Annotated in this window: 28 protein-coding genes; 14 read left to right on the top strand and 14 right to left on the bottom strand. The window is 59.7% G+C overall.

Translation table 11 applies throughout. The features are described from left to right. Positions 1-639: 639 nt before the first annotated feature. The 6 genes from rluB to PPTH39_RS20230 all read right to left on the bottom strand — a co-directional run bounded on the left by rluB (position 640) and on the right by PPTH39_RS20230 (position 5,630). Positions 640-1,836, bottom strand: a complete 1,197-nt coding sequence (gene rluB / locus PPTH39_RS20260; protein ID WP_088377744.1) for a 23S rRNA pseudouridine(2605) synthase RluB — start codon at positions 1,834-1,836, stop codon at positions 640-642. Between the two features lie 144 nt (positions 1,837-1,980). Further along, positions 1,981-2,172 carry a DUF1289 domain-containing protein gene (locus PPTH39_RS20255; protein ID WP_095002636.1) on the bottom strand — a complete coding sequence of 64 codons (192 nt, stop codon included), beginning with the start codon at positions 2,170-2,172 and terminating at the stop codon, positions 1,981-1,983. A 161-nt stretch (positions 2,173-2,333) separates the two neighbouring features. Further along, positions 2,334-3,290, bottom strand: a complete 957-nt coding sequence (gene scpB, locus PPTH39_RS20245; protein WP_130872356.1) for an SMC-Scp complex subunit ScpB — start codon at positions 3,288-3,290, stop codon at positions 2,334-2,336. A 12-nt stretch (positions 3,291-3,302) separates the two neighbouring features. Continuing rightward, the gene (locus tag PPTH39_RS20240; RefSeq protein WP_170943745.1) at positions 3,303-4,001 is read right to left on the bottom strand and encodes a segregation and condensation protein A; all 699 of its coding nucleotides are present in this window, start codon (positions 3,999-4,001) and stop codon (positions 3,303-3,305) included. Between the two features lie 119 nt (positions 4,002-4,120). Then, entirely contained in the window at positions 4,121-4,753 is a 633-nt protein-coding gene (locus PPTH39_RS20235) for an L-threonylcarbamoyladenylate synthase (protein ID WP_095002639.1), read from the bottom strand. 13 nt (positions 4,754-4,766) lie between these two features. Next, on the bottom strand, positions 4,767-5,630 hold the full coding sequence (locus tag PPTH39_RS20230; protein ID WP_095025656.1) for a PHP domain-containing protein: 864 nt from the start codon (positions 5,628-5,630) through the stop codon (positions 4,767-4,769). A gap of 84 nt (positions 5,631-5,714) precedes the next feature. Here PPTH39_RS20230 and PPTH39_RS20225 point away from each other — a divergent pair, with 84 nt between their 5' ends. From PPTH39_RS20225 to PPTH39_RS20205, 5 genes are all read left to right on the top strand, one after another. Beyond that, entirely contained in the window at positions 5,715-6,317 is a 603-nt protein-coding gene (locus PPTH39_RS20225; protein WP_095002641.1) for a septation protein A, read from the top strand. A 1-nt stretch (position 6,318) separates the two neighbouring features. Next, positions 6,319-6,618 (top strand): YciI family protein, encoded by a 300-nt coding sequence (locus PPTH39_RS20220; protein WP_095002642.1) that lies wholly within the window; start codon positions 6,319-6,321, stop codon positions 6,616-6,618. A 60-nt stretch (positions 6,619-6,678) separates the two neighbouring features. Further along, entirely contained in the window at positions 6,679-7,356 is a 678-nt protein-coding gene (locus PPTH39_RS20215) for a response regulator transcription factor (protein WP_095002643.1), read from the top strand. Positions 7,357-7,498: 142 nt separating this feature from the next. Then, positions 7,499-7,930, top strand: coding sequence for a Spy/CpxP family protein refolding chaperone (locus tag PPTH39_RS20210; RefSeq protein WP_095002644.1), 432 nt, complete (start codon positions 7,499-7,501; stop codon positions 7,928-7,930). A gap of 77 nt (positions 7,931-8,007) precedes the next feature. Beyond that, positions 8,008-9,342, top strand: coding sequence for a sensor histidine kinase (locus PPTH39_RS20205; RefSeq protein WP_095018929.1), 1,335 nt, complete (start codon positions 8,008-8,010; stop codon positions 9,340-9,342). A 184-nt stretch (positions 9,343-9,526) separates the two neighbouring features. Here the strand turns inward: PPTH39_RS20205 and PPTH39_RS20200 are convergent, their stop codons facing one another. Then, positions 9,527-10,090 carry a nitroreductase family protein gene (locus PPTH39_RS20200; RefSeq protein ID WP_095002646.1) on the bottom strand — a complete coding sequence of 188 codons (564 nt, stop codon included), beginning with the start codon at positions 10,088-10,090 and terminating at the stop codon, positions 9,527-9,529. Between the two features lie 119 nt (positions 10,091-10,209). On the opposite strand from PPTH39_RS20200, the gene PPTH39_RS20195 reads away from it, so the two are divergent. The 3 genes from PPTH39_RS20195 (at position 10,210) to PPTH39_RS20185 (ending at position 13,413) form a co-directional block, all read left to right on the top strand. Then, the gene (locus PPTH39_RS20195; protein ID WP_095002647.1) at positions 10,210-11,664 is read left to right on the top strand and encodes a TrkH family potassium uptake protein; all 1,455 of its coding nucleotides are present in this window, start codon (positions 10,210-10,212) and stop codon (positions 11,662-11,664) included. Between the two features lie 19 nt (positions 11,665-11,683). Further along, positions 11,684-12,442 (top strand): AraC family transcriptional regulator, encoded by a 759-nt coding sequence (locus PPTH39_RS20190; RefSeq protein WP_095026941.1) that lies wholly within the window; start codon positions 11,684-11,686, stop codon positions 12,440-12,442. Between the two features lie 77 nt (positions 12,443-12,519). Next, a complete protein-coding gene (locus PPTH39_RS20185) occupies positions 12,520-13,413 on the top strand; it encodes a DMT family transporter (protein ID WP_095039322.1) in 894 nt (297 codons plus the stop codon). On the opposite strand, the gene PPTH39_RS20180 is transcribed toward PPTH39_RS20185, so the two are convergent. Further along, positions 13,407-13,694: an Rdx family protein gene (locus tag PPTH39_RS20180; protein WP_095002712.1), complete on the bottom strand. Its 288-nt coding sequence runs from the start codon at positions 13,692-13,694 to the stop codon at positions 13,407-13,409. The two genes, PPTH39_RS20185 and PPTH39_RS20180, sit on opposite strands and share 7 nt — an antisense overlap. Before the next feature lie 70 nt (positions 13,695-13,764). Here PPTH39_RS20180 and PPTH39_RS20175 point away from each other — a divergent pair, with 70 nt between their 5' ends. Then, complete coding sequence (locus PPTH39_RS20175; RefSeq protein WP_095018931.1) at positions 13,765-15,948, top strand: patatin-like phospholipase family protein; 2,184 nt, start codon at positions 13,765-13,767, stop codon at positions 15,946-15,948. 121 nt (positions 15,949-16,069) lie between these two features. On the opposite strand, the gene PPTH39_RS20170 is transcribed toward PPTH39_RS20175, so the two are convergent. Continuing rightward, positions 16,070-16,504 (bottom strand): MarR family transcriptional regulator, encoded by a 435-nt coding sequence (locus PPTH39_RS20170; RefSeq protein ID WP_095002651.1) that lies wholly within the window; start codon positions 16,502-16,504, stop codon positions 16,070-16,072. Between the two features lie 119 nt (positions 16,505-16,623). After that, positions 16,624-18,753: a DNA helicase RecQ gene (gene recQ, locus PPTH39_RS20165; protein WP_095002652.1), complete on the bottom strand. Its 2,130-nt coding sequence runs from the start codon at positions 18,751-18,753 to the stop codon at positions 16,624-16,626. A gap of 269 nt (positions 18,754-19,022) precedes the next feature. Here recQ and PPTH39_RS20160 point away from each other — a divergent pair, with 269 nt between their 5' ends. Both PPTH39_RS20160 and PPTH39_RS20155 read left to right on the top strand, forming a co-directional pair. After that, positions 19,023-19,610 (top strand): UPF0149 family protein, encoded by a 588-nt coding sequence (locus tag PPTH39_RS20160; RefSeq protein ID WP_095002653.1) that lies wholly within the window; start codon positions 19,023-19,025, stop codon positions 19,608-19,610. 7 nt (positions 19,611-19,617) lie between these two features. Continuing rightward, positions 19,618-20,016 (top strand): YbaN family protein, encoded by a 399-nt coding sequence (locus tag PPTH39_RS20155; RefSeq protein WP_169916488.1) that lies wholly within the window; start codon positions 19,618-19,620, stop codon positions 20,014-20,016. A 94-nt stretch (positions 20,017-20,110) separates the two neighbouring features. Here PPTH39_RS20155 and PPTH39_RS20150 read toward each other — a convergent pair whose 3' ends face one another. Continuing rightward, complete coding sequence (locus PPTH39_RS20150; RefSeq protein ID WP_095002654.1) at positions 20,111-20,716, bottom strand: tRNA-uridine aminocarboxypropyltransferase; 606 nt, start codon at positions 20,714-20,716, stop codon at positions 20,111-20,113. A gap of 17 nt (positions 20,717-20,733) precedes the next feature. Then, positions 20,734-21,627, bottom strand: a complete 894-nt coding sequence (locus tag PPTH39_RS20145) for a LysR family transcriptional regulator (protein WP_095002655.1) — start codon at positions 21,625-21,627, stop codon at positions 20,734-20,736. Positions 21,628-21,871: 244 nt separating this feature from the next. On the opposite strand from PPTH39_RS20145, the gene speB reads away from it, so the two are divergent. The 3 genes from speB to PPTH39_RS20130 all read left to right on the top strand — a co-directional run bounded on the left by speB (position 21,872) and on the right by PPTH39_RS20130 (position 24,992). After that, complete coding sequence (gene speB, locus PPTH39_RS20140; protein ID WP_095002656.1) at positions 21,872-22,822, top strand: agmatinase; 951 nt, start codon at positions 21,872-21,874, stop codon at positions 22,820-22,822. Positions 22,823-22,918: 96 nt separating this feature from the next. Continuing rightward, positions 22,919-24,298: a sodium:solute symporter family protein gene (locus PPTH39_RS20135; protein WP_095002657.1), complete on the top strand. Its 1,380-nt coding sequence runs from the start codon at positions 22,919-22,921 to the stop codon at positions 24,296-24,298. Positions 24,299-24,509: 211 nt separating this feature from the next. Beyond that, on the top strand, positions 24,510-24,992 hold the full coding sequence (locus PPTH39_RS20130; RefSeq protein ID WP_130872355.1) for a hypothetical protein: 483 nt from the start codon (positions 24,510-24,512) through the stop codon (positions 24,990-24,992). 113 nt (positions 24,993-25,105) lie between these two features. Here the strand turns inward: PPTH39_RS20130 and PPTH39_RS23800 are convergent, their stop codons facing one another. Both PPTH39_RS23800 and ptrR read right to left on the bottom strand, forming a co-directional pair. Further along, positions 25,106-25,231 carry a PA1414 family protein gene (locus PPTH39_RS23800; RefSeq protein ID WP_254924894.1) on the bottom strand — a complete coding sequence of 42 codons (126 nt, stop codon included), beginning with the start codon at positions 25,229-25,231 and terminating at the stop codon, positions 25,106-25,108. 156 nt (positions 25,232-25,387) lie between these two features. Beyond that, positions 25,388-26,263, bottom strand: coding sequence for a putrescine utilization regulator PtrR (gene ptrR / locus PPTH39_RS20125; protein WP_130872354.1), 876 nt, complete (start codon positions 26,261-26,263; stop codon positions 25,388-25,390). Positions 26,264-26,295: the final 32 nt, after the last annotated feature.

Raw genomic sequence — 26,295 nt, 5'->3', positions numbered from 1 at the left:
CCCAGCGCAGGCGCCAGGAATCCAAGGTTGTTTCACGAGTCATGCGTCACCTGTTTGTTTTTATCTGTGACGGAATCGAACCCACAACGCTTGTGGCATTGCGGAATTATCAAGGCGGATAGCCTTGAGGTTTTGGCCGTTCGGTGTAACGCCGAGCGGCGCAAAATGCGCGGGTACGCAATTGAGTCACAGTTAAAACGCGGCGCATTGTACACCCGCACGAAGGCAAGATCCCATCACACAGCCGATTGCAATACGAAACAAGCCGCAATTTATGTAGGAACTGTCCTAATTCTGTAAATCTCGGAAGGTTTTCATTACAAAGGGATGATTTCAGCGGTTTAGGGTCGGTAAGTGGCTGAATTCGTATAGGTTTATTGACATGGTGTAACGATTATTTGCCACGCGAATTACGACCCGTAGCAGCTGCCGAAGGAACGAGGCTGCGTTCGGTTGCACAGCAACCGTAAATCCTGAAAACCGTATTGGCCTGGCACACCACAGTGCCTGTTTTTACGACGACTGCGTCGCCGCACGCAGCCTCGTTCCCTGGCAGCTGCTACGCAACCATCAGCATTTCTCAGACATAAAAAAACGCCAACCCCTGGGGGTTGGCGTTTTTTGTACCGCGCTTACCGCTTACTGCGGCTTGCGACGACCGAAGCCCGGGCGCTGGCCCGAACCTGCCGGGGCACCACGACGCTTGCCCGACGGCGCATCGTCAACCAGCTTTGGCCCGTTACGGGTTGGCTTGGTTGGACGCTTGTTGATTTCGCTCGGACGCTCGGCAACTGGCGCACCACGACCTGCTGGCACACGATCAGTACGGCCGGCAGGCTTGCGCGCCGGACGAGCCGATTCATCACGAGCCGGACGGCCCGGACGCTCGCCTTCGATATGCGGCTGGCGTGCCGGACGCGGCGCAACAGGTGCACCTTCAGCCGGGCGCAGCACGCGGGCAACACGGTCACCACGGGCCACAGGGCGCGAGGATTTGCGCTGCATGCGCTCAAGCTTGTCTTTGCTCTTGGCGTTCATCTCAGGCATGGCAACCGGCGTGAGGCCGACTTCAGCGCTGAGAATGTCCACTTCGAACTGGCTCATTTCGCGCCAGCGACCCATCGGCAGATCGGAGTTGAGGAACACCGGACCGAAACGTACGCGCTTCAGGCGGCTGACCACCAGGCCCTGGGATTCCCACAGACGACGCACTTCACGGTTACGGCCTTCCATCACTACGCAGTGGTACCAATGGTTGAAGCCTTCGCCGCCTGGCGCCTGCTTGATGTCGGTGAAACGCGCCGGACCGTCTTCCAGCACAACGCCGGCCTTGAGGCGGGCAATCATGTCGTCATCCACTTCGCCACGCACACGTACCGCGTATTCACGGTCCATTTCGTACGAAGGGTGCATCAAGCGGTTGGCCAGCTCACCGTCAGTGGTGAACATCAGCAAGCCGGTGGTGTTGATGTCCAGACGACCGATATTGATCCAGCGGCCTTCTTTTGGACGCGGCAGTTTGTCGAACACGGTCGGACGGCCTTCAGGGTCGTCACGGGTGCAGATTTCGCCGTCGGGTTTGTTGTACATGATCACGCGGCGAACCGATTCGGCTGCCTCTTCACGCTTGATCACCTTGCCATCGATGGTGATGGCGTCGTGCAGGTCTACGCGCAGACCCAGGGTTGCATCCTTGCCATTGACCTTGATCCGGCCCTGGCTGATCCAGCTCTCTACGTCGCGACGCGAGCCAACGCCAATACGGGCGAGGACTTTTTGCAGTTTTTCGCCTGCCGGGCCAATTTCCTGGCCGTCTTTAGGGTCGAGATCTTTCATCTGGGCACCTCCCGGTGTGTCAATTCAGGCGAGCGCCTGAAGTGTTAAAAATGGGCCTTGGGGCTCTGCTGAGCCCCAGAGGGTCGCGAATCATACGCGGATATTGGCCATTGCGCATCAAAGGCTAGTCACGAAGTGCGTGGCTCACTTGGTTTTCCGCCGGCCGGTGGCCTCAAGCGCCAGTAAACGCAGGGCGGATTCGGCCAGCACCGCACGTTTTTCGTCTTTGTCGAGTTTCTTCCAGGCCTTGATTTCACGCTTGGTTCGCCCGCAGCCCAGGCAAATGTCGTCGGTGAACTTGCAGACACCGATGCAGGGGTCTTTGGTTGCAGTCATGGCAGCCCTCCGAAAATTGTGTGGGAGCGGGCTTGCTCGCGATGGCATCGCTGCGGTGTGCCTGACAGCCCGCGTCGTCTGCATCGCAGGCAAGCCAGCTCCCACGGGTCATGCATTGCCCGCAGAATCCGCGGCTTGCCAAGATTCTTAATGGGAGTGCATCAGTCTTCCTGCTCGCGGCGTTCCTGTTCGATGGCTTCGGCCAGGGCCTGAGCCTCAAGCTCTTCGTCGCTCAAGGCAGATCGCTGCTCAAGTGCAGCAACCGCAGCGCGCAATCGCTCGCGGGCCAACTCGGCCGCAGAGGGTTGCTGCGGTTGTGGTTGGGCTTCTATTTCCGGCTCGGACTCAGGCTCAGGCTCAGGCTCAGGCTCAGGCTCAGGCTCTAGAGCTTCAACTGGCGCAACGTCGCGCAACAAATCATCAAAGTCGGTTTTAAGACCTTCCTCCATCGAGTCCAGTTCCGTCAGCAGGGTGCGGAAGCTGGTTTCGTCTTTCGGCTCTTCCGGCTCAGCGCTTTCGTCGGCCAGCGCCTGAAGATGCGCAGGCACTGGAGCATCGTCAAAATCGAGGATCGGATCCGGCTCCAGCTCGCGCAGCTCGGCCAGTGGCGGCAATTCATCGAGGCTCTTGAGGTTGAAGTGGTCAAGAAAGCCCTTGGTGGTGGCAAACATGGCGGGCTTGCCCGGCACGTCACGATAACCCACCACGCGAATCCACTCGCGCTCCAGCAGTGTCTTGACGATATGGCTGTTGACCGCCACACCGCGCACATCTTCGATCTCGCCACGGGTAATGGGCTGGCGATAAGCGATCAGCGCCATGGTCTCCAGCATGGCCCGCGAGTAACGTTGCGGGCGTTCTTCCCACAGACGTCCGACCCAGGGCGAGTACTTTTCGCGGATCTGCAGGCGATAGCCGGAGGCAACTTCTTTCAGTTCAAAGGCGCGGCCGTCGCAGGATTTGCGCAGCAGTTCCAAGGCCTTTTTGAAGACCGGCGGTTCCGGGCGCTCGCCCTCTTCAAACAGTTCGAACAGGCGCTCAAGGCTCTGCGGCTTTCCCGAGGCCAGCAGAAAGGCCTCAAGCAAGGGGGCCAGCTCGCGGGGTTCAGTCAAATTCATGGTTTCAGCTCTTTATTCGGCTCTTGCCCGCACATGGATCGGCGCGAAGGGTTCATTTTGTACCAACTCGATCAGCGACTCTTTGACCAGTTCAAGAATGGCCATAAAGGTCACGACTACACCCAACTTGCCTTCTTCAGCGGTAAACAGCTCGACAAAGGGCACAAAGCCACCCCCCTTGAGACGCTCAAGTACGTCACTCATGCGTTCGCGGGTCGACAGGGCCTCACGGCTGACCTGATGACTTTCAAACATGTCGGTGCGGCGCAGCACTTCGGCCATCGACATCAGCAGCTCTTCGAGCGCCACATCCGGTACCAGTTTGCGCGCCCGTGCTTCGGGGGCATCGAGCTTGGGCACATAGATCTCGCGCCCTACCCGGCTGAGCCCCTCAATGCCTTCAGCGGCAGCCTTGAAGCGCTCGTATTGCTGCAGGCGGCGAATCAGCTCGGCACGGGGGTCACCCTCGTCCTCCTCGATTTCGGCCGAACGCGGCAACAGCATCCGCGACTTGATCTCGGCCAGCATCGCGGCCATGACCAGATACTCGGCCGCCAGCTCCAGGCGCACGGTTTTCATGAGCTCGACATAACCCATGTACTGGCGGGTAATTTCCGCCACCGGAATGTCGAGAATGTCGATATTTTGCTTGCGGATCAGGTACAGCAGCAGGTCGAGCGGGCCTTCAAAAGCATCAAGAAACACCTCCAGTGCATCCGGGGGGATATACAGGTCTTGCGGCATTTCGATGACCGCCTGGCCATAGACCATGGCCAGAGACAGTTCTTGCTGGGCACCGGCCCGGGCCTCAGGTGCTTCTACGTCAGACATCAGGCCTCGACCATAAAGGGTTGAGGATCACCGCAGCCCACCCGCACGATCTCGGGGTCACCACTGTCCACCAGGCTGATGACAGTGGAGGCCTTGTTGCCGCCAAAACCGCCGTCAATGATCAGGTCGACCTGTTTTTCCAGGGCATCACGGATTTCATACGGGTCTTCCATCGGCTCGCTCTCGCCCGGCAGGATCAGGGTCACGCTCATCAGCGGTTCGCCCAGTTCTTCAAGCAATGCCAGCGCAATCGGATGGCTCGGTACGCGCAGGCCAATGGTACGGCGTTTAGGGTGCAGCAGCAGGCGCGGCACTTCGCGGGTGGCGTTGAGGATAAAGGTGTACGGCCCCGGCGTATGCGCCTTGAGCAGACGGAAGACCCCGGTATCCACCTTGGCAAACAGTCCCAGCTGCGACAGGTCACAGCACATCAGGGTGAAGTTGTGCTTGTCGTCCAGGTTGCGCAGGCGCTTGATCCGCTCGATCGCACCCTTGTCGCCCATCTGGCAACCCACGGCGTAGGACGAGTCGGTGGGATAAATCACTACCCCACCCTTCTTGATGATTTCAACGGCCTGTTTGATCAGACGCGGTTGTGGGTTTTCCGGATGAATCTGGAAAAATTGACTCACAGTGTTTACCTGTTCAGACGTTGGCAGTGGGTTTGTCATATTTGAATCGACACCACAATGGCGGCAAGTCTTCCGGAAGCGGACGGTATTCGCCGATCTCGGACCACCCTCCTGGACCATGAAAATCACTGCCGGCACTGACCAGCAGACCGAACTCACGCGCAAGGATCGCCAGGCTGCCAACCTGATCGGCCGGCTGGTACCCGTTGACCACTTCAATCGCGTGACCCCCAGCTTGAATATAGTCGCCAATCAGCCGTCGGCGCTTGCTGCGGGTAAAATCGTAGTGCGAGGGGTGCGCCAGACTGACCCAGGCGCCTGCTGCGCGCAGGGTGGCGACGGTGTCTTCCAGGGTCGGCCAGTGCAGCTTGACGTCCCCCAGCTTGCCGGCCCCCAGCCATTTGCGGAAGGCTTCGGCGCGATCCTTGACGTAACCGGCCTCGACCAGAAAATCGGCAAAATGCGGACGGGCCGGGGCGTTGCCGCTGTCACCCAGGGCTTGCTGGATACCCCGTGCGCCTTCAAGCGCACCAGGCATACCCTTGAGCGCCAGCTTGCGACTGATCTCTTCGGCGCGCAGCCAGCGGCCATCGTGCAATTTGGCAATGGCCTCGACCAGCGCCGGGGCGTTGACATCGAAACCGTAGCCGAGCACATGAATCGTCGCCCCGCCCCAGGTGCAGGACAACTCCACGCCGTTGACCAATGTCATGCCCAGCGCCTGCGCCGCCGCGCGGGCTTCGTCGAGGCCTTCAAGTGTATCGTGATCGGTCAGGGCCAGGACTCGCACACCTTTCTCGAACGCACGCGCGACCAGTACCGCAGGCGCCAAGGCGCCATCGGATGCCGTGCTATGGCAATGCAAGTCAATTTCCACGGGGATTTAATAACCTCTAGCTGACGCTTTCGCTGTCATTGATGTTTGTTATTATGCCGCCACATCCTGCTTCTGGCTGCCACTGTGAAACAATTCATCGACTTCATCCCGCTGTTACTGTTTTTCATCGTTTACAAAATCGAACCGCGCATCGTCGAAATCGGCGGGCACAGCCTGTCGGTCGGCGGTATCTACAGCGCTACCGCCATGCTGATAATCAGTTCGCTGGTGGTGTATGGCGCGCTGTTTATCAAGCAACGCAAACTCGAAAAAAGCCAATGGCTGACCCTGATCGCCTGCCTGGTATTCGGCAGCCTGACTCTGGCCTTCCACAGCGAAACCTTCCTTAAATGGAAAGCCCCGGTGGTCAACTGGCTGTTTGCCCTGGCGTTTGCCGGCAGCCACTTTATCGGCGACAAGGTCCTGATCAAGCGCATGATGGGCCACGCCCTGAGCCTGCCAGATGCCATCTGGACCCGCCTGAACGTGGCCTGGATCGGGTTTTTCCTGTTCTGCGGCGCGGCCAACCTGTTCGTGGCATTCACTTACCAAAGCATCTGGGTCGACTTCAAAGTGTTCGGCAGCCTGGGCATGACTGTGTTGTTCCTGATCGCCCAGGGCATTTACCTGTCGCGCCATCTGCATGACACCGACCCGACTGATACCACCCCCAAGACCAAGGACTGACATGCTCTACGCCATCATTGCAACAGACGTCGCCAATTCCCTCGAAGCTCGCCTGGCTGCCCGCCCTGCGCACCTTGAGCGCTTGCAACAACTGAAAGCCGAAGGCCGCATCGTACTGGCCGGCCCGCACCCGGCCATCGACAGCAATGACCCTGGCGCTGCCGGTTTTAGCGGCAGCCTGATCGTGGCCGAGTTCGAATCCCTGAACGCTGCCCAGGCCTGGGCCGAAGCCGACCCTTACGTTGCCGCTGGCGTATATGCCAATGTCAGCGTCAAGCCGTTCAAGCAAGTCCTGCCGTAACCTGTATCTTTACCGGCAGCCGGCGCAAACAGCACCGGCACCGGTCAAATCGAGTAAGTCATGAGCGACCTGTTACTGATAGATGATGACCAGGAGCTGTGTGAGCTGCTGGTCAGTTGGCTGAGCCAGGAAGGCTTTCAGGTTCGCGCATGCCACGACGGTGCCAGCGCCCGCAAGGCGCTGGCAGAGTCCAGCCCCGATGCCGTGGTGCTGGATGTCATGCTCCCCGACGGCAGCGGCCTTGAGCTGCTCAAGCAATTGCGCAACGACCACCCTGATCTGCCGGTGCTGATGCTTTCGGCCCGAGGCGAACCGCTGGACCGCATCCTGGGCCTGGAGCTGGGCGCCGATGACTACCTGGCCAAGCCTTGCGACCCTCGCGAGCTGACAGCCCGCCTGCGCGCCGTATTGCGCCGCAGCCACCCGGCGGCGGTGTCCAGCCAGATGGAGCTGGGCGACCTGTGTTTCAGCCCGATGCGCGGCGTGGTCACCATCGACCAGCGCGACATTACCCTGACCGTGTCTGAAAGCCGCATCCTTGAAGCCCTGCTGCGCCAACCGGGTGAGCCGCTGGACAAACAGGAACTGGCGCAGATCGCCCTGGGCCGCAAGCTGACCCTGTACGACCGCAGCCTGGACATGCATATCAGCAACCTGCGCAAAAAGATCGGCCCGCACCCGGATGGCAGCCCGCGCATCGTGGCACTGCGCAGCCGCGGGTATTTCTACAGCGTCTGAGAAAAGCGCCCTCACCCTGTGTAAATCCCCGGCAAAACCGTCTTTACCAAAGCTTTACCCACGGTTGACAGCGATTGACCTTGATCTCCCTAAACTGGGCGCATCCGGAACAACCGGAATCCAAATTCAAAGGAGACACACCATGCGTAAGACTCTAATTGCTTTGATGTTTGCTGCAGCACTGCCAACCGTCGCAATGGCCATGCCTGGTGGTGACGGCCAGATGGGCCCTCGTCACGGCGGCGAGCACCACGGTCGCGGCGACGCCCCTTACAGCCAGCTGGACCTCACCCGCGAGCAGCGCCAGCAGATCGGCAAGCTGATGGGCGAGCAAATGCATGATCGCAAGCAACTGGTCGAGAAGTACCTGGAAAAACTGCCAGCCGCCGACCAGAAAGCCCTGAAAGACGAGATGAAGGCCAAGCACGACAAAACCCAGAGCGATATTCGCGCCTTGCTCAAGCCTGATCAGCAAAAACGCTTCGACGAGATGCAAAAGAAACGCGCCGAGCGTCAAGCCGAGATGAAAGAGTTTAAGGACTGGAAAGCACAGCAAGCGCCAAAAGCGCAATAATCTGTCTGCCCACCAAGCCCAACGGCTCACGCCGTTGGGCTTTGGTCGTTTCAATCAATGACTTGTGAGGAATTACCGTGCGATCACTGTTTTGGCGCATTCTCGCCAGCTTCTGGCTGGCGATTGCCCTGGTCGCAGGGTTGTCGATCCTGCTGGGGCATATGCTCAATCAGGACGCATGGATTCTCAGCCGTCATCCCGGGATCGCCAATCTGGCGCAACAGTGGACCGAGCGTTACGAAACTCAGGGCGCCGATGCGGCGCAGGATTTCCTTGAACGGCGCAAGCGCCGTTATCACATCGACGTGCAAGTGCTCAACGAAAGTGGCGACCCGCTGGTACGTGGCACCTTCCCGCGTCGGGCAGCCGCCTGGGAAGCCCGCCAGAATCCGGGCACAGAACAGTTGCCATGGCGACGCCTGACCGTCGAATACACCAGCCCCAAAACCGCCGAAACCTACCTGCTGATCTATCGCATCCCCCACCCCGAGCTGGATGCCTGGCACCGCCAGAGCCTGATCTGGCCTCTGAGCGCACTGGGGATTGCGCTGGTGGTGCTGACGCTGTTCAGCCTGATGGTGACGCTCTCGATTACCCGCCCGCTCAAGCGTCTGCGCGTTGCCGTGCATGACCTTGGGCAAACCACTTACCAACAGAACAGCCTGGCGCAGTTGGCGTCGCGACGTGATGAATTTGGCGTGCTGGCCACCGACTTCAACCGCATGGGTGCCCGCCTGCAAAGCCTGATCGGCAGCCAGCGCCAACTGCTGCGTGATGTGTCCCACGAGCTGCGCTCGCCCCTGGCCCGACTCAAGATCGCTCTGGCCCTGGCTGAACGCGCCGGGCCTGAAGAACGTGAAAAACTGTGGCCACGCCTGACCCGCGAGTGCGATCGGCTGGAATCGTTGATCAGCGAGATTCTGACCCTGGCCCGGGTCGATGCCGATCAGGCCAGCGCCGAGCAGGTCGACCTCAATGCACTGCTCAACACCGTGCAAAAAGACGCCTCGATGCTGGCCCCCGAGCAGCCCGTACTGCTGCAAGCCGAACAGGGGTTGGGCCTCAACGGCTGGCCAACGATGATCGAGCGCGCCGTGGATAACCTGTTGCGCAACGCGCAGCGCTTCAACCCGCCTGGCCAGCCGATTGAACTGAGCGCGGAGCGCGAAGGCGAACACATCACCATCAAGGTTCGCGACCATGGCCCGGGGGTCGCTGAAGAGTACCTGGCGCAATTGGGTGAGCCGTTTTTCCGCGCACCGGGCCAGACAGCGGCCGGCCACGGGCTGGGATTGGCCATTGCGCGACGGGCGGCGGAACGCCATGGCGGGCGGCTGATGCTGGGCAATCACCCGGATGGCGGATTTGTTGCCACCCTGGAGTTACCGCTGAAACCGGACGGTAACCTGTAAAGGTTTCGCAGCAATTTGATCGCGTAGCAGCTGCCGTAGGAACGAGGCTGCGTCCGATTGCAAAGCAATCGTAAAATCAGAATCCGCGGTTTAACTGAATAATCGCGTGCGCTGATTTTGCGGTGGCTACGCCGCCGAACGCAGCCTTGTTCCTTCGGCAGCTGCTACGGATATTGGTACAGGGCTACTTAACCGACCACGCCTGCACAAACTCGGCGCTGTCCACCTTGGGCGCAACGCGCAACTCGTTCTGCGGCGTGCCCAAATACAGGAACGCCACCACTTCCTCGCCCTCACCCAGCCCCAAACCCTTGGCCACATGCGGTGCATACGACAACTCGCCGGTGCGCCATACCGCGCCAATGCCCTGGGCATAAGCTGCCAGCTCAATGGCATGGGCCGCACAGCCCGCGGTAATCAGCTGTTCAGCCTTCGGCACCTTGAAGTGATCCTGCAAACGGGCAATCACTACCACCACCAAAGGGGCGCGCAAAGGCATGGCGCGAGCCTTGTCCAGGGCGGCCTGGGTCACTTCGCCACCTTGGGCCAGCACGGCCTCGGCGAGGATTTCACCCAGTTGATTGCGCGCAGCGCCTTCAACCGTCAAAAACCGGTAAGGACGCAACTGACCGTGGTCCGGCGCACGCAAGGCGGCGGCGAAAAGTACTTCACGTTGCTCAGCCGTTGGCGCAGGATCGAGCAGGCGCGGGGCAGAAACACGGTTGAGCAAAGCGTCGAGAGCCTCCATTGGCCACCTCCTGAAGAAAATGTGCAGCTATTCTAACGGTATCTCCCGAAGGCTTGGCGGTTTACATAGCCCGGACCACAGGTAGAATGGCGCCCCTCTTTCATCCCCGAGCTGACTTCATGGCGTTGCCGACATTACGCATCATCGGTTTCATTATCGGCATCTTCCTGATTACGCTCGCGATCAGCATGGCCGTGCCCATGCTGACCCTGGTGATTTACGACCACCTGGGCGACTTGCCATCCTTTTTGTGGGCCAGCCTGATTACCTTCATTGCCGGCCTGGCGCTGGTCATACCGGGCCGCCCCGAGCAGGTGCATCTGCGCCCCCGGGACATGTATCTGCTGACTGTGTCCAGCTGGGTGGTGGTGTGCATCTTCGCCGCACTGCCGTTTTTGCTGACGCAGCACATCAGCTATACCGATTCTTTTTTTGAAAGCATGTCCGGCATTACCGCCACCGGCTCCACCGTGCTGAGCGGCCTGGACACCATGTCCCCCGGCATTCTGATGTGGCGCTCGATGCTGCACTGGCTGGGCGGCATCGGCTTTATCGGTATGGCGGTAGCCATCTTGCCCCTGCTGCGCATCGGTGGCATGCGCCTGTTCCAGACCGAGTCCTCTGACCGCTCCGAAAAGGTCATGCCGCGCTCGCACATGGTGGCCCGCCTGATTGTCGCCACCTACGTCGGCATCACCATTCTGGGCAGCCTGGCGTTCTGGTGGGCGGGCATGAGCGTGTTTGATGCGATCAACCACGCCATGTCGGCCATTTCCACCGGCGGTTTCTCGACCTCCGACCAGTCACTGGCCAAGTGGTCGCAACCGGCGGTGCACTGGGTCGCCATTGCCGTGATGATCATGGGTAGCTTGCCGTTTACCTTGTATGTGGCCACCCTGCGCGGCCATCGCAAGGCCCTGATCAAGGATCAGCAGGTACAAGGCTTGCTCGGCTTGCTGGTCGTGACCTGGTTCGTGCTCAGCATCTGGTTGTGGTGGACTACCAACATGCCGTGGTGGGACGCCTTCCGCCATGTCGCGCTCAACGTGACCTCGGTAGTAACGACCACGGGCTTTGCTCTGGGTGACTACAGCCTGTGGGGCAATTTCTCGCTGATGCTGTTCTTCTACCTGGGCTTTATCGGCGGTTGCTCGGGCTCGACTGCAGGCGGGATCAAGATTTTCCGCTTTCAGGTCGCCTATATCCTGCTCAAGGCCAACCTTAATCAACTGATCCACCCTCGAGCGGTGATCAAGCAGAAGTACAACGGCCACCGCCTCGACGAAGAAATCGTACGCTCGATCCTGACCTTTTCGTTTTTCTTCGCCATCACCATCTGCGTGATCGCGCTGGCCCTGTCGCTGCTGGGACTGGACTGGATGACCGCCCTGACCGGCGCCGCCAGCACGGTGTCCGGCGTTGGGCCGGGGCTGGGCGAGATCATCGGGCCGTCCGGCAACTTCGCCAGCCTGCCGGATGCGGCCAAGTGGATTTTGTCGTTGGGCATGTTGCTTGGGCGACTGGAGATCATTACCGTGTTTGTATTGTGCATTCCGGCATTTTGGCGGCACTGATCCACAGAAGAGACCTGTCATGGACCAAATCCTGTCACTGCGCCATTACCGCCACGACCTGATTGCCCATAGCCATGAACATGCGCAGGTGGTGATCAGCTTGTCGGGCAAGCTGGATTTCGAAGTCGAGGGCCGGCCCAGCCTGCTGCGCCAGCAACAGCTGATGGTCGTGCCTGCGGGCGCCCACCACACCTGCGGCAGCCCGCAAGGCAGCCACTGCCTGGTGCTGGACGTGCCTGGTGACAACTGGCTGGGCCAGTCCCTGGGTGGGCACGCCGATGCCAGCCGCCGATTGCTCGACAACCCCGCACAGCTGCCTCTCGACCCGAAACAGCATCAACTGGTCGACTGGCTCGCCACCAGCCCGATAAACGACCCGTTGATTGCTCGCCAGGGTGCGATTCTGCTGCTCGCCAGCCTGGCTAACCTTGCCGGTGAACGGGCGCAACCCAAACGCCTGCCCTACGCGGCCATGGATGCCTATATTGAGCAGAATACTGCCTACCCGTTACAGGTTGCGGATCTGGCTCAAATTGCAGGCTTGTCCTGCGCCCGCTTGCACAGCCGCTTTGCCAGCGAGTGCGGGCAAACGCCAATGGACTACATCCGCCAGCGACGCCTGCGCAGTGCCCTGACGCTGCTGCGCCAAAGCGCCCTGGCCATAGGCGAAATAGCCAGCCGCGTTGGCTACAACTCGCAAAGCGCGTTCGCCGCCGCCATGCTGCGCGAATTCGGCGCCTCGCCTTCGGTGCTGAGGCGCGAGTCTGGCGACAACTGACGCCAGTGTCGCGACAGACAGCTCCCTGCCCTGCCCCGTAGACTGCACGCCTTGCCTGTATTGAACCAAGGATTGCAATGACTCCGCGTACTGCCCTGGGCGCCCTGCATATCGGCGCTTTGATGTTTGGCCTGACTGGCGTGTTCGGCAAACTTGCCGCTGCATCGGCTTCGATCATCGTATTTGGCCGCGCCGCTTTCGCAGTGCTGGCATTGCTGTGCTTCACCGCGCTGGCCAAACGCAGCGCCTGGTACCGACTGACCCTGCGCGACGCCCGCAGTTTGCTGCTGAGCGGTGTGCTGCTGGCCGGGCACTGGATAAGCTTTTTTGTCTCGGTAAAAATCGCCGGGGTCGCGATTGCAACCCTGGGCTTTGCCAGTTTCCCGGCGTTCACGGTGATTCTGGAAGGACTGATTTTTCGCGAACGCATTCGTCCCAACGAAATAGTTCTGGTGGCGCTGGTCAGCATCGGGCTGATCCTGGTCACGCCAAGCTTTGACCTGGCCAGCCAGGCCACCGAAGGGCTGCTGTGGGCCGTCGCTTCCGGGTTGCTGTTTTCACTGCTGTCGCTGAACAACCGCGCCAACGCGGGGCGGATGCCCGCCGTGCAGGCCGCCATGTGGCAAAACGCGGTGGTCGCGTTGTGCCTGCTGCCCTTTGCCGGCCCGGGGTTGAGCGAAGTCCGCCCGCTGGACTGGCTATGGATCGGTCTGCTCGGGGTGTTTTGCACCGGCGTGGCACACAGCCTGTTCGTCGCCAGCCTGGCAGTGATCAAGGCGCGCACTGCCGCCGTGGTCTTTGCCATGGAACCGGTCTATGGCATCACCCTGGCATGGTTGCTGTTCCACGAAACACCCTCGCTGCGCATGTTGCTGGGCGGTGTACTGATAATCGTCGCCATCGTGGTGTCGAGCCGCATGCGCAGCGGCCCCGCACCAGATAAGGCAGGGCTGGACGCCGCCGCTCACTGAGCCCGGTCGTTGTGCCCCAGGTCGCGCTGCGGGTCAATTTGGTCACGCACTCGCTGCTTGAGCACCTTGGCTTCGGGAAAGCCGCCGTCAGCCTTGCGTTCCCAGATCTGCACACCGTCGCAGGTGATGCGAAACACCCCACCGGTGCCAGGCTCCAGCACGACCCGGCCCAGGTCTTCGGCAAAGGTGCTGAGCAACTCTTGAGCCAGCCAGGCGGCACGCAGCAGCCACTGGCATTGGGTGCAGTAGGTAATGACAATTTCGGGTTTATTGATCGACATGATTTCAAAGGCTCTTGAAAGGAAGGCGCCGCTATAATAGCCGCCTTTCTCGCTTGCCCAGAGACTCATGATGCGCCGCCTGCTCTGTTGTTTGTTCCTGTGTCTTTGCCCTTTGGTGCTGTTTGCCGCCGAAGCCGCCAAACCCAAAGTCGGCCTTGTGCTGTCCGGCGGCGCGGCCCGTGGCCTGGCCCACGTTGGCGTATTAAAGGCCCTGGAAGAACAGGGCATTCATATCGATGCCATCGCGGGCACCAGCATGGGCGCAGTGATTGGCGGTCTGTATGCCTCCGGCTACAAAATCGATGAGCTGGAAAAACTCGCGCTGAGCATCGACTGGCAAGAGGCCCTGTCCGATGCGCCGGAGCGCGAAGACATACCTTTTCGGCGCAAGCAGGATGACCGCGACTTTCTGGTCAAGCAACAACTCAGTTTCCGCGACGATGGCAGCCTGGGCCTGCCATTGGGCGTGATTCAGGGCCAGAACCTGGCATTGCTGCTCGAAAGCCTGCTGGCCCACAGCAGTGATGTGCGCGACTTCGACAAACTGCCAATCCCGTTCCGCGCCGTGGCCACTGATATCGTCAATGGCGAAAAAGTGGTGTTTCGCAAAGGGCATCTGCCCCAGGTGATCCGCGCCAGCATGTCAATCCCGGCGGTATTCGCCCCGGTCGAGATCAACGGCCAGCTGTTGGTCGATGGCGGCATGGTCGACAATATCCCGGTGGATGTGGCCCGGGAGATGGGCGTGGACATGGTCATTGTGGTGGATATCGGCACCCCGTTGCGGGGGCGCAAACAACTCAACACCGTGTTCGACATCCTCAACCAGTCGATCACCCTGATGACCCGAAGCAATTCAGAAGTGCAGCTGGCATCATTGAAGCCTGACGATATTTTGATTCAGCCCGCCCTGGCCAGCTATGGCGCCACTGATTTTGGCCGCTCACTTGACATCATCAATGCAGGCTACAGGGCCACGCAGGTGCTTGAGAAACGCCTCGCCAGCCTGCGTCAACCTACGGACGTGCAACTGGCTGAAGCCCGCACCCCCGAAGAACGCACTCCGGTGATTACCGCGATCAAGATCGAAAACGACTCGAAAATCGGCGATTCGGTAATCCGCTACTATATTCGCCAGCCCATCGGCGAGCCCCTGGACCTGGGCCGCCTGCAACGTGACATGGGCACGTTGTACGGGCTCGATTACTTCGATCAGGTGCAATACCGCGTGGTGCACAAGGGCAAGGAGCGCACCCTGGTCATCAGCGCCAAAGGCAAGCGCAGCGGTACTGACTACCTGCGCCTGGGGCTGAACCTGTCGGACGACATGCGCGGCGACAGCGCGTTCAATATTGGTGCCAGCTACCGAGTCAACGGCATCAACCGGCTGGGTGCCGAATGGCTGACGCGGGTGCAGATTGGCGACAAGCAAGAGCTGTACAGCGAATTTTACCAGCCCCTGGATGCCGGCTCGCGCTACTTTGTCGCCCCCTATATCCGCGCCCAGTCACAAAACGTGGAAATCATCGACGAGAACGACCCTATTGCCGAGTACCGGCTGGAGCGCTATGGCTTTGGTCTTAACTTTGGTCGCCAAATCGGTAATAGCGGTGAAATTCGCCTGGGCATCGGTGAGGCATGGGGCAAGGCTGACGTACGCATCGGTGAGCGCGACATGCCAAGCCTCAACTTCAAAGAGGGATCCTATGATTTGAAGTACTCATTCGACTCACTGGATAACGTGTACTTCCCCCATTCAGGAGAAGACATCAGCCTGAGCCTGCGCCAGTTCGACCCGAGCCTTGGCTCGGATGAGCGCTATCGACAGTGGGAATTCAAACTGGACAAAGCCATGAGTTCAGGCCCCAATACCTGGATATTGGGCGGGCGTTACGGACGTACTCTGGACAAGACTGAAATTGTCACCTCGAGCTTCTTGCTCGGCGGGGCACGACAACTCTCGGGTTTCAGGGAAGATGCGATTTCGGCACAGAATATAAGCCTGATGCGCGCCGTTTATTATCGTCGCCTCACGCCCCGCTCGTATTTGCCGTTTGATTTTCCGTTGTATGCCGGCGCTTCTCTGGAGCGCGGACGTGCCTGGAACAACGACAACGAGTACAACAGCGGCTATATCAATGCGGCGAGCATTTTTATCGGCTTTGACACGCCGCTGGGGCCGCTGAACTTCAGCTACGGCTTCAACGATGATGACCAGAAAGCGCTGTATCTGAACCTGGGGCAGACGTTCTGACGGCTGAAAACAGACTACTGTGGGAGCGAGCCTGCTCGCGATGCTGGCAGCGTGGTCTTTTAGGCAGGCCGCAGTGATGCCATCGCGAGCAGGCTCGCTCCCACAACAGGGATGTGTGAGATCAGTTCTTTTCGAGGTTATCCAGAATCCGCTTGTGCACACGCAGGCAAATGCGCGCTTCTTCTTCATCAATACCCACGAACAGCTCCTGACGCAACGCCGTGGCAATGGCTTCGATCTGTTCGATCAGCGGGCGGGCAGAATCACTCAAGACGATTTTTTTCGCACGGCGGTCTTCAACCACCGCGTGACGCTGCACCAGCCCCTGCGCCTCGAGGCTGTCAAGCAGACGAGCCAGTGTCGGACCTTCAACGCCAACGCTCTGGGCCAGCTCGCGCTGCGTGGGCGCCTCGTCAAAACGGGCCAGATGCAAAAGCACCAGCCAGCGTGCCTGGGACAGGCCCAGGCCAGCGAGACGACGATCCAGCTCGGCACGCCAACCACGGGACATTTGGGCCAGTTGCATACCAAAACGGTGTTGATCGGTTAACGGCATAAAAAACTCAATGTTTAGACTGAAAATAGAGTGAAACTAATTATTAGTCAGCTAAGCATGCCGTTTGCTCATAGGCAAGGCCTATAAGTCAATCAATCGTTACATAATCCCCGTAATAGCTAGATTTCAAACTCCGATTGCAGGGCTGCACGCACGCAATACAGCACGCCCTCAGGTACCCGCCCCTTGAACTGCTCGGCGATGCTGGCCACGCTCGGCAGCTCGCCTTCACCATCGAGGAATGCATCCTGCACTTCCTCCATCAGCTCTTCAGGCAAGTCCAGTGCCTGCTCCAGCGACAGCTCCTGACGACCTATGGCTTCGGCCAGCATGGTGTAAACGTTCTTTTCCGAGCACTGCAATTGCCCGCTGATCTGCAGCGGAGTCATGCCGGCGCGGGCCAGGCTGATCAGTTCGTGGCGGATATCGGCCACCACCTTCGGTGTTTCGCCCTGCCCGCCCAGCACTTCGAGGAATGCCTCGCCATAACGCTCCAGCTTGCGTGCACCGACACCGCTGACCCTGGCCATCTCGGACATCGAGGTGGGCTGGCTGCGCAGCATTTCGAGCAGCGTGGAGTCGGGGAAGATGACATAGGGCGGTACGCCGTGCTCCTCGGCCAGTTTGCGCCGCAGGGCACGCAGGGCTTCCCACTGTTCGCGCTCTTCGCCACGCACCAGCTGGCTGGCCGGGCTGGCAGAGCTGCTCTTGACCGAGGTTTGCGGCTTGAGCTCGCGACGCAGCTCCAGGGTCACTTCGCCACGCAGCAACGGCCGGCAGCTGTCGCTCAGGCGCAGGCCGCCGTAGCCTTCAATATCGATGTCAGCCAGACCACGGGCCACCAATTGGCGGAACAGCGTGCGCCACTCGCCTTCGGCGCGGGCTTTGCCCACACCAAAAACAGACAGATGTTGATGGCCAAAGCTGCGGACTTTTTCGTTCTCGCGGCCCAGTAACACGTCGATCAGATGCCCGGTGCCATAACGTTGGCCCGTGCGATAAATCGCTGACAGCGCCTGGCGTGCCGGTTCGGTGGCATCCCAGGTCTGCACGCCGTCCACGCAGTTGTCGCAATGCCCGCAAGGTTGTGGCATTTCTTCATCAAAGTAAGCGAGCAGGGTCTGACGGCGGCAGCGGGTTTCTTCACACAGCGACAGCATGGCGTCGAGTTTGTGGTGCTCCAGACGCTTGTGTCGCTCGTCGCCTTCGGAGTTTTGCAGCATCTGCTTGAGCATCACCACGTCTTGCAGGCCGTAGGCCATCCAGGCATCCGCCGGCAGACCATCACGGCCTGCGCGGCCGGTTTCCTGGTAATACGCCTCTAGCGACTTGGGCAAGTCCAGATGCGCAACGAAACGCACGTTGGACTTGTCGATGCCCATACCGAACGCAATGGTGGCTACCATGATCAGCCCTTCCTCGTTGAGGAAGCGCTTCTGGTTGGCAGCCCGGGTGTCGCTGGGCAAGCCGGCGTGATACGGCAAGGCCGGGAACCCCTGATCGCAGAGGAACTGCGCGACTTCATCGACTTTTTTACGGGACAGGCAGTAGACGATGCCCGCATCGCTGCGACGCTCCGACAAGAACGCCAGCAACTGCTTGCGCGGCTGCTCTTTGGGCACGATGCGATAGAAAATATTGGGACGGTCGAAGCTCGACAAAAAGCGTTCGGCATTCTGCAAATGCAGGCGAGTGACGATCTCTTCGCGGGTGCGCTTGTCGGCCGTGGCCGTCAGGGCAATTCGCGGCACATTGGGAAACACTTCAGCCAGTTGGCCCAGCTGCAGGTATTCAGGGCGGAAGTCGTGGCCCCATTGCGATACGCAGTGAGCTTCGTCGATGGCAAACAAGGCGATGTCCAGGCTCTGCAAAAACGCCATCATGCGCGGCTGCACCAGACGCTCCGGCGCAAGATAGAGCATCTTGACTTCGCCGCGCTTGATACGGTTGGCCAGCTCGCGCTGCTGCTCGGCACTCAGGGTCGAATTCAAGGACGCCGCGGCCACCCCGAGTTCTTCAAGGGTCGCGACCTGGTCGTCCATCAAGGCAATCAGCGGCGATACCACCACGGCCAGGCCATCGCGCAGCAAGGCCGGCACCTGGAAGCACAGGGACTTGCCGCCGCCGGTGGGCATCAGCACCAGGGCGTCGCCACCATTGGCCACGCGCTCAATAATGTCACCCTGGCGGCCACGGAAACTGTCGTAGCCGAAGATGTCTTTGAGTACGCGTTGAGCCTGTTCGAGCATAGAAACTCCAGAAATCGCCGAAACACCCCTGCGCCAGCACGATCCGCTACGCCCGCAAGCCTCTAAAAGGCTCGGACCCAGGCCACCGGTACGCGACATTTAACGCAGGGCATCACAAAACGCGGCAGTATACCCGAGCACTCCCCCGCTGCGGGGGGTGTAATTGCAACACCGATAACCGGGAACTGATGGCAAATGTGCCCTGCGACTGGCTTGGAAGCTCAAGAAAGCCTAGAATTCACTATCGTTTATTTACTAGGTAACACTTAATGTCCTTCGCTGAGCAACTAACCCGCCTGCAAGCCTTCCTCGACGCCGACGAGCTGCATGACGAGGCGCTGGACTACGTGGCCACCCACGGCTATCTGACTGCCCTATCCATCTGTTCCGAGGAAGTGCCAGAGCGCGAATGGATCGACGCGATCTTCTCCGAAGCCCCGCACTACAAGGACGACGCCCAGCGCGCCGAAATCGAAGGCACGCTGATCCAGCTCAAGGCACATATCGCTCGCCAGTTGGCATCCGATGAAGAGTTCGAATTGCCATGCGACCTGGATCTGGGCGACGAGCCGGATGATTCCGACCTGCGCGGCTGGTGTGTAGGCTTTATGGAAGGCGTATTCATGCGCGAAGCCGCCTGGTTCGAAACCGCCGAAGAAGAAGTCAGCGAAATGCTGCTGCCAATCATGGTGGGCTCGGGCCTGTTCGATGATCAGCCAGAATTCGAAGACATCGCCAAAGATGCCAACCTGATGGACGACATGATCGTTCAGATTCCGGAAGCGCTGACGGCCCTGTACCTGCTGTGCCAGGCGCCAGACGAAAAGCCGGCGATCCTCAAACCGCGCCACCACTGATCCTTTAGTGGTTCAGCCCCCACTCGGCAACCGCCCGCGGTTGCTGCGCTACGCTTTGTTTGCCATTGGCTGGCTGAGCGTAGCCCTGGGGGTGATCGGCATATTTCTGCCGGTACTGCCTACAACCCCCTTTCTGCTATTGGCTGCCGCATGCTTTGCGCGCAGTTCGCCGCGTTTTTATCAATGGCTGGTCGAGCACCCACGGCTCGGGCCATGGATCCGCGACTACCTGGACGGTAATGGCATCCCGCTCAAGGGCAAGGTCTACGCCATTGGCCTGATGTGGCTGAGCATTGGCCTGTCCTGCTACCTGGTACCCTTGCCATGGGCCCGGGGCTTTATGCTGACCAGTGCCGTGCTGGTGAGCATCTACATCCTGCGACAAAAAACCCTCGAAAAACCCTGAAACCCTGTGGGAGCGGGCTTGCTCGCGATCGCCCCAACTCGGTTTCCCTGACATACCCCGCAACCTGCATCGCGAGCAAGCCCGCGCCCACAGATTACGACTTGTGCCCGTGATTTTTCAGATAGGTATCGGCGCCCATCGCTTCGATCTGGCCTTCAATCAGCGCCTCGAACGGGCGCAGCAACGGCGTGAACGAGGTGGCCGGCTCCAGAATTTCCAGCGCCTGCACAATCGCTTCCAAAGTAGACAGGGCACCCGGCCCCGGCGCCTTGCGCAACCGGTAACGTGACACAGCGCCCTCGGGCAACGTCACCCGCGGCAATTGCGCCAGCAGCGGATTAAGGTGCAGCAACTTGCGCGCCTTGCGCCAGGTGCCATCGGGTACCACCAACAGCAACGGCAGGTCTTGCTCGCCGACAACATCGGCCACGATCAGTTGCGCATCGTCACCGGGGAACAATAACCGCGCCCGATACCCCGGCGGGTTGAGCAAGGTTGCCAAATCTTCGAACACCTCGCCAACCACCAATTGTGCGTTGGTCAGCCCCAAGGCTGCCAGTCGGGCGGTGTTCAGTGCGTGATTGACCTCACTGGGGTGCTGCAACAGCAACACGCGGGTACGGCTTGCCAGTTGTGGAATAAGTTCGCACAGGCAGTGGGACTGCGGGCGCATACAGCGCGGGCATTGGGCTCGGGACATAGAGTAAACGGGCTCGTTCAAGGTTTATGAAGCTGGGCTTTGAGCAGGTCGCGAAACGTCTGGATCAAGGGTTCGCGGCTGCGACCACGGCGCACGATCATCGAGAACGGTGCCTGATAGCCAAAGGTCGCGGGGAGCAGCACGCGCAGGTCACCCTTCTCCACCCAGGGCTCGGCATAGTGTTCGGGCAGGTAACCGATGTAGGCGCCCGAGAGCACCAGAATCAGCTGTGCCTCCATGCTGTCCACCGTCGCCGCGCTGTGCTTGAAGCCGTGGCGCGCCAGTTCAGCCTGGCTCCAGTAGCCGCGCCCGACCATCCGCTGCTGGGTAATCACCGGCCCGGGGATACGCCGCTCACTGAACAGAGGGTGTCGCGTGCTGCAGTACAGCCAGTGCTGCTCGCGGTACAACGGCTGGTAGACCAGCCCGCTCATGCGCGTGGAAAACGCTCCGATGGCCAGGTCCAGGCGATTGTCCTGAACCCCGAGCTGCAATTCATACGGGCTCATCACCGATAAATGCAGGTGCACCGCTGGATGCTCCTGGCTGTAGGCACCAATGGCCTCGGCAAAGGGCAAGGCCTTGTCGTTGACCGTCGAGTCGATCACACCCAGGTTCAGGGTACCGCGCAACTCACCCTTGAGCGCTGCCGCGTATTGCTCGAAACCTTCCAGTTCGCCCAGCAGGCGCAGGGTTTCCTGATGGAACAACTCGCCCTTGCTGGTCAGGCTGAACCCGCCACGACCGCGATGGCACAGCACCAGCCCCAGATTGGTTTCAAGCTGGCTCATATAAGTGCTGATGGCAGACGTCGAGAGGTTGAGCGCCTGCTGGGCATTGGCGAACCCCTGGTGCCTGACCACGCTGGCAAAAATTCGCAATAGTTTCAGATCGGGTAAAGCGTTGGCCATCAGTAACTCACTTTCCACCGTGGGAGCGGGCTTGCCCGCGATACAGGCGCCCGGGTTTCAGCCTGCTCTGTGGTGATGCATTCGCGAGCAAGCCCGCCCCCACAGGCAATGATGAATGATCAAAGTCTACCGCTATCAGTTTAGAAAAACCTGAACTAAGTATTTGTTCGCAGCGATTCTTCCCGCCTCGTACCTTTCGCAGAATCGAGCGCCATAACTCCTACAAAACGACGAGGCCTTACCCGTGGACAAAATTCTTCATCAACCACTGGGCGGTAATGAAATGCCGCGCTTCGCCGGCATCGCCACCATGATGCGCCTGCCCCACCTGCAATCGGCCGCCGGCCTTGATGCCGCTTTTGTCGGTGTGCCCCTGGATATCGGCACTTCGCTGCGCGCCGGCACCCGCTTCGGCCCCCGCGAAATCCGCGCCGAATCGGTAATGATCCGCCCGTACAACATGGCCACCGGCGCCGCCCCCTTTGATTCATTGTCGGTTGCCGATATCGGCGATGTGGCGATCAACACCTTCAACCTGCTGGACGCCGTGCGCATCATCGAAGAGGCCTACGACGAAATCCTTGAACACGATGTCATCCCCATGACCCTGGGCGGTGATCACACCATCACCCTGCCCATCCTGCGGGCCATCCATAAAAAGCACGGCAAGGTTGGCCTGGTGCATATCGATGCCCATGCCGATGTAAACGATCACATGTTTGGCGAGAAAATCGCCCACGGCACCACCTTCCGCCGCGCCGTGGAAGAAGGTCTGCTGGACTGTGACCGCGTGGTGCAGATCGGCCTGCGTGCCCAGGGCTATACCGCTGAGGACTTCAACTGGAGCCGCAAACAAGGGTTCCGCGTGGTGCAGGCCGAAGAGTGCTGGCATAAATCCCTGACGCCATTGATGGCCGAAGTGCGCGAGAAAGTCGGTAACGGCCCGGTGTACCTGAGCTTTGATATCGACGGCATCGACCCGGCCTGGGCGCCGGGCACCGGCACCCCGGAAATCGGCGGCCTGACCACCATCCAGGCAATGGAGGTGATCCGCGGTTGCCAGGGCCTCGACCTGGTCGGCTGCGATCTGGTAGAAGTCTCGCCGCCGTACGACACCACCGGCAACACTTCATTACTGGGCGCCAACCTGCTCTACGAAATGCTCTGCGTGCTGCCCGGGGTAGTACATCGATAAGGACATCTCTGCGGTGCCAGCAAGCCTTGCGCTTATGGCACCAAGCCACCGTGCTTTAGCTGCATCCATAAAAAAAATAATCGGAGATTCGCCATCATGGCTCTAGATCTACTGGTCGTCCTTATCTACGCAGCGGCAATGCTGGTGCTCGGTTACTACGGCATGCGCAAGGCCAAAACCCACGAAGACTATCTGGTTGCCGGACGAAATCTGGGACCCACGCTGTATATGGGCACGATGGCCGCCACCGTTTTGGGCGGTGCCTCTACCGTCGGCACCGTGCGCCTGGGCTATGTTCACGGGATTTCCGGCTTCTGGCTATGTGCCGCTCTGGGTTGCGGGATCATCGCGCTGAACCTGTTTTTGGCCAAGCCGCTGCTCAAACTGAAAATTTTTACCGTCACCCAGGTGCTGGAAAAACGCTACAACCCGATGGCCCGCCAGGCCAGTGCGGTGATCATGCTGGCCTACGCACTGATGATCGGCGTGACCTCAATCCTGGCCATCGGCACCGTTCTGGAAGTGCTGTTCGGCCTGCCTTTCTGGATCTCGGTATTGATCGGTGGTGGCGTGGTGGTGATCTACTCCACCGTGGGCGGCATGTGGTCGCTGACCCTGACCGACATCGTCCAGTTCGTGATCAAGACGGTCGGCCTGATGTTCGTACTGCTGCCCATCTGCCTGTACCGCGTCGGCGGCTGGGACGAACTGGTGAGCAAGTTGCCAGCCTCGAACTTCAGCTTCACCAGCATCGGCTGGGACACGATCATCACCTACTTCATGATTTATTTTTTCGGCATCCTGATCGGCCAGGACATCTGGCAACGGGTGTTCACCGCCAAAACTGCCAAAGTGGCCAAGTATGCTGGCACATTCGCCGGGTTCTACTGCATCCTCTATGGCCTGACCTGTGCACTGATCGGTATGGCCGCACACGTGCTGATTCCCGACCTGGATAACGTCAACAACGCCTTTGCCGCCATCGTCAAAGTGTCGCTGCCAGACGGTATTCGCGGGTTGGTGATTGCAGCAGCACTGGCGGCCATGATGTCCACCGCCAGCGCCGGTTTGCTGGCAGCCTCCACCGTACTGACCGAAGACCTGTTGCCAAGGCTGCGCGGCGGCAAGCAGTCGAGCCTGCGGATCAACCGCCTGTTTACCCTGCTGACGGGCATTGCCGTACTGGGTATCGCGCTGGTGGTGTCTGATGTGATCAGCGCCCTGACCCTGGCCTACAACCTGCTGGTGGGCGGCATGCTGGTGCCATTGATCGGCGCGATTTTCTGGAAACGCGCCACTACAGCGGGCGCCATCTCCAGCATGAGCCTGGGTTTTATCACCGCATTGATCTTCATGATCAAGGACGGCCTGGACGCCAACACCCCGATCTACTACAGCCTGGCCGTGGCACTGGCAAGCTTTGTGCTGGTCAGCCTGATAGATCGGCGCCCTGTGGCGGTGGCCAGCGTCGCCTGAGAAGGTCTTCTTGAGCGGGTCCGACGCTCCTGTTCGTACCCGTTTTTCTGCCGATCTCATTTCATACAACCGCAAACACCAATACCCCGCCCACGCAGCGCCTTGTCGCTGCCAGCCCATTAGTCAGTCCAACTACGCTTGAAAAGCGGCTACAGGGGATGTAGCCGCTCAACTTCAAACTACCTGTGATTGATTAAATGGACTTAACACCATGACCCACTTCAAGACGTACCTGGCTATTGCCGTGGTGGCCACCACCACGATACTCACCGGCATGAATGCTCAAGCCGATGTCACCACACTGACATTCGAGATCATCAACAACACCTCCGGGCCGCTCAAACTCAATCGTTCAAACTGGAACCTGTCGCTGGTCGAACCTGGCTACTTTGATGTCGATCCGTTAAGCGAGCATTCGATTGCAGTCAGCTATAAAACCAGCTTCGGCTACCCGCGCAAAACCCCTGCGATACTTCGCGAAGTCTTTTCATACGCCAATGGCAATCGGGAATGCACCTTTAACACAGCACTGCGGGTTACCCAGTCATTTGGCGTATTCAAACCCACACTGAGCTCTACACGATCTGCCAGTGCAACCTCGACGGGTATGGATGATGCGAAATGTGAAGCGCGAATAACGGAGAAAACAGACCAGGCGCCGCTAAACTACAGCGTGCGTTTTACCATGGGCTGACAAGCCCTGATGGATGGGGGCAGTTCACACTGCCCTTGTGTTGCCTGCAGCCCTTCACCCCTCTCGCCGGCAATCACCGGGAGCCGTGAACGGCACGCGACGCAAACGCAACTTTAGCGGCGACGTTGCGGACGACGACGCGGATCCTCGACAGGGATAGGCACAGGTTGCATTGGCGGCTCGATCAGGCCGAGGGCCACGCCCAGGTCATGGAGCCAGGTTTGCAGTTTGTCTTTCATATATCCCCCTTGGGGTCACTCGAGCGACGGGAATTCAGTGGTCGCTTCGTACAGATAATAGTCCTAAGTACTACAAGATGCTTGCTTAAGGTCAATGAACTTTAGGCTAAGTCGCCCCATACATCGGATTCAGGCCAGCACTTGAAGTTGCAGCGATTAATCATGAACTGGCAGCGAACGGGCCTGTTGCAGCTGTATCCAGGCATTCAGGTTTGCCCCCGTCATGCCTTTTCGCCACATCAGCCAGGTCGTGGCGCATGCAAAAGGTTGTTTCAAAGGGTGTACACGGACATTTTCACGCCCCGGCAAGCTGGCCAGCATCGAAGCCGGCATCAATGCGACCCCCGACCCCGCCGCCACGCACGCCAGCATGCCTTGATAGGATTCAATCTCCATTACCCGGCCCATGGCTGCGCGATCACTGGCGTACCAGGCTTCAAGCCGGGCCCGATAAGAACAGCCCTGGCGAAAAGTAAACACTTCACGCCCCTGCACATCCTTGGCGTGGGTGATCTGCGGATGATCCAGATCACTGATCAGTACCAGGCGCTCGTCACAAAACTCCACCCCGTCCAGGCCTGCCAATTCCAGCGGGCCATCCACCAGGGCAGCATCCAGGCGCCCGCCCAGCAGCCCTTCGAGCAACTCGCCGCTGGGTGCCGATTGCACATGCAGATTCACCGCCGGGTAGGTGCGATGGTAGTGCGCCAGCAGGTTCGGCAAATGGATTGCCGCAGTGCTGTACATGGTGCCCAGGGTGAACTTGCCCGAAGGCACGCCACCCTGCACGGCGCTCAGCGCTTCATCGTGCAGGGCAAACAAACGTGCGGTGTAGTCCAGCAGCACCTGCCCTGCCGGAGATAACTGCAAGCGCTGACGCTCACGCATAAACAGTTCGACACCCATCTGCTCTTCCAGTTGCTTGAGCCGGGTCGACAGGTTGGAAGACACTCGGTGCAGACGCTCAGCCGCACGGGTGATCGACCCTTCTTCAGCCACGGCCTGAAAAATACGTAATTGGCTGAACTCCACACGATTCTCCAAAACAGAATAAGTAGATCACT

This window comes from Pseudomonas bubulae (assembly GCF_900618535.1).
GTDB lineage: Bacteria > Pseudomonadota > Gammaproteobacteria > Pseudomonadales > Pseudomonadaceae > Aquipseudomonas > Aquipseudomonas bubulae.
This window is presented reverse-complemented; position numbering and strand designations above follow the sequence as displayed.